This window comes from Stenotrophomonas sp. 3diitr2024 (assembly GCF_042136455.1).
Lineage (GTDB): Bacteria > Pseudomonadota > Gammaproteobacteria > Xanthomonadales > Xanthomonadaceae > Stenotrophomonas > Stenotrophomonas sepilia.
In genome coordinates this window covers 1-2,794 of record NZ_JBHHMJ010000176.1, presented here as the reverse complement: position 1 = coordinate 2,794, position 2,794 = coordinate 1, and the positions used below count along the sequence as shown (strand labels likewise).

Genomic DNA, 2,794 nt, shown 5'->3' with positions numbered 1-2,794 from the left:
CCCCCCCCCCCCCCCCCCCCCCCCCCCCCCCCCCCCCCCCCCCCCCCCCCGACTACGCGGCGCAAGGGCGTGGATCGCCCGCTGCGCTGAGCAGCGTATGATCGGCGCGCGGGCCTGCCCGCCGTTGAAGGTACCGACATGGATCGTTTTTCCCGCCTGCGCCGCGCCGCGCTGCTGATCGCCAGCCTGCTGGCGACCGCACCGGCCTGGGCCGACAGCACCGCCTGCCGCGAGCGCTACCCGAGCGTGGCGTCGCAGGCGGCGATGCTGGACGTGGCCTGGACCACCGCCGAACGCCTGGACGCGCTGCCCGAGGTGGACGTGGTGGTGGCCGCGCGCGGTGGCCAGGACCTGAGCCGCTACGGCCTGCGCCACAGCCACCTGGCCTTCCTGCTGCGCGAGGACGACGGCCGCTGGCGCGCGATGCACCTGCTCAACCGCTGCAAGACCGACAGCTCGCAGCTGTACCACGAGGGCCTCGGCAACTTCGTCGGCGAGAGCGGCGGCCATACCGACCTGCGCATCGGCGTGCCGTCGGCCCCCTTGCGTGCGGCGCTGCGCGCGATGCTGGTGCCGCCCTCGATCCAGCCCAAGGCGCTGCACGAAACAAGGTACAACGTGGTCGCCTACCCGTTCGCCACCGACTACCAGAACTCCAACCAGTGGGTGCTGGAAGTGCTGGCGGCGGCGATGGCGCAGACCGAAGGCGCGCCGGCCATCGTCAAGCGCGAACAGGCACAGCAGTGGCTGCGCCAGCAGAAGTACCAGCCCAGCGTGCTGCATATCGGCCTCGGCAAGCGCGTGGGTGCGCGCCTGTTCGTAGCCAACGCCACCACCACCGACCATCCAGCCGGCGAACGCATCTCCGGCAACTATTCGGTGGTGACGGTGGAATCGGTGTTCGACTTCCTGCACCAGCGCAGCCAGCTGCAGCAGGAACTGGTGATCCCCCATGTGCCGGTGGCCGGTGCCACCGCCGCCACGCCCTGAATCCCGCAAGGAGAACGACATGCGTCCGCTGCTTACCTCTGTGTTGTCGATGGTGATCGTCACCGGCCTGGCGTGGTCGACGGCCGCCCACGCCGAACGCCGCATCGTGATCATCCATGACCCGGGCCCGCAGGGACCGAGCCTGGAAATGTCCACGCAGATGGTGGCCTCGGCCCGCGCCGCAGCAGCGAAGGAAGCCCAGGATGCGGCCGATGCCGGCCAGCCGCTGGCCCGCCCGCAGCAGATCAAGCTGCCGCAGATGGAGGTGAGCGCAATCGCCACCACCGTCGATGGCCGCCGCGAAGTGCTGCTGCGTGATGCCAACGATCCGCAGAACACCGCATCGATGCAGTATCCGCGCGGCGTCGGCGACCCGGCCGTGCAGTTCACCGTGGGCCAGACCGTGAACTTCGAGCCAACCGGCGCCGACCAGGGCTGGCAGCTGAAGGACAACCAGGGCCGCCCGCTGGAATACCTGCCCGAGGCCACCGGCCCGCGCGATATCTTCGATACCCGGCGCTGAGCCGCCGTCCCCACGCTGACCAGGAGGTCTCCATGTTCCGCTGCCTGCGCGTTCCCGCTTCCGCCCTGCTGCTCTCCGCGCTGCTGGTGCCCACCGTCCATGCCGGCGCCGCGCCGCAGTTGAACAGCAGCGAAGCCAGCGTGCTGATCACCTCGCTGATCGTGGTCTCGGTGCCGCTCGCTGCGTCGGCGGGCCTGTCCGAACTGTCCAAGGCGCCGTTCAAGGGCAGCGAACGCAATGGCAGGGTTGCCCGCACCAAGGCGGTGCCACTGCCGCCGATGGAAGTGAAGAAGGTGGAGACCACGGCGGCTGGCGAGCGCCAGGTGCAGCTGCAGGTGCCCGACAAGGCCGATCAGACCGCCACCCTGCGCTGGCCGGCGCGCGTGCATGAAGACCAGACGGCGGCCTTCGTGGTCGGCCAGCAGGTACATTTCGACCCCACCGAGGCCGGTGCCGGCTGGACCGTGAAGAGCGCACAGGGCCAAGCGCTGGCTTACGTCCCCACCGCCTACGCCGCAGGCGATGTGATGAGCGAAGCGCTGTAAAGCTGAACAAGCGGTTTTGGCTTTGCCGCGGGCCGGGCGGATAATGGGCGATCCCCTTTGTCCCCCTGGCTCGCCATGTCCGTGCGTCCTGCCCCTGTGTTTGCCCCGCTGACCGCCCGCGCCCTGGTGCTGGCGGTATTGGCGATGGGCGCGGTGGTGCTGCTGTCCAACGTGCTGGTGCAGTACCCGATCAATGACTGGCTGACCTGGGGCGCCTTCAGCTATCCGGTCGCGTTCCTGGTCAGCAACCTGATCAACCGCCGCTTCGGCCCGGGCCCGGCGCGCCGCGTGGCGTGGATCGGCTTCGCGGTGGCGGTGCTGTTGTCGATCTGGGTGGCCACGCCGCGCATCGCCGTTGCCTCGTGCTCGGCCTTCATCGTGGCGCAGTTGCTGGACATCACCGTGTTCGACCGCCTGCGCCGCGGCAGCTGGTGGCGCGCACCGATGGTGGCCACGACCTGCAGCGCGACGGTGGATACCACCATTTTCTGGTCGATCGCATTTGCCGGTTCCACCCTGCCGTGGGTGAGCTGGGCCGCCGGCGACCTGGCAGTGAAGCTGGCGATCGGCGTCTGCCTGCTGGCCCCGTTCCGCGCGCTGCTGTGGAAGATGGCGCCGCTGCGCGCCACCAGCTGAACGCACATGCTCTGGTAGGTGCCAACCTTGGATGGCACATGAGCACGGTAGGTGCCGACCGTTGGTCGGCACGCTCCATCAGAGTTCATCACCGCTGACA

Annotated in this window: 4 protein-coding genes; all 4 read left to right on the top strand. The window is 69.4% G+C overall.

Going from position 1 to position 2,794, the window contains the following annotated elements:
- Positions 1-138: 138 nt before the first annotated feature.
- The 4 genes from ABGA94_RS04215 to ABGA94_RS04200 all read left to right on the top strand — a co-directional run bounded on the left by ABGA94_RS04215 (position 139) and on the right by ABGA94_RS04200 (position 2,694).
- Entirely contained in the window at positions 139-990 is an 852-nt protein-coding gene (locus ABGA94_RS04215; protein ID WP_005415043.1) for a DUF2145 domain-containing protein, read from the top strand.
- 19 nt (positions 991-1,009) lie between these two features.
- Complete coding sequence (locus tag ABGA94_RS04210) at positions 1,010-1,513, top strand: hypothetical protein (RefSeq protein ID WP_032953871.1); 504 nt, start codon at positions 1,010-1,012, stop codon at positions 1,511-1,513.
- A gap of 32 nt (positions 1,514-1,545) precedes the next feature.
- Positions 1,546-2,058 carry a hypothetical protein gene (locus ABGA94_RS04205; RefSeq protein WP_134956200.1) on the top strand — a complete coding sequence of 171 codons (513 nt, stop codon included), beginning with the start codon at positions 1,546-1,548 and terminating at the stop codon, positions 2,056-2,058.
- 75 nt (positions 2,059-2,133) lie between these two features.
- Positions 2,134-2,694 carry a queuosine precursor transporter gene (locus ABGA94_RS04200; protein WP_005415040.1) on the top strand — a complete coding sequence of 187 codons (561 nt, stop codon included), beginning with the start codon at positions 2,134-2,136 and terminating at the stop codon, positions 2,692-2,694.
- Positions 2,695-2,794 lie beyond the last annotated feature (100 nt).

Bases quoted from the DNA above. Each gene is read 5' to 3' on its own strand.
- ABGA94_RS04215 (WP_005415043.1), top strand. From the start codon at position 139: ATGGATCGTTTTTCCCGCCTGCGCCGCGCCGCGCTGCTGATCGCCAGC.
- ABGA94_RS04210 (WP_032953871.1), top strand. From the start codon at position 1,010: ATGCGTCCGCTGCTTACCTCTGTGTTGTCGATGGTGATCGTCACCGGC.
- ABGA94_RS04205 (WP_134956200.1), top strand. From the start codon at position 1,546: ATGTTCCGCTGCCTGCGCGTTCCCGCTTCCGCCCTGCTGCTCTCCGCG.
- ABGA94_RS04200 (WP_005415040.1), top strand. From the start codon at position 2,134: ATGTCCGTGCGTCCTGCCCCTGTGTTTGCCCCGCTGACCGCCCGCGCC.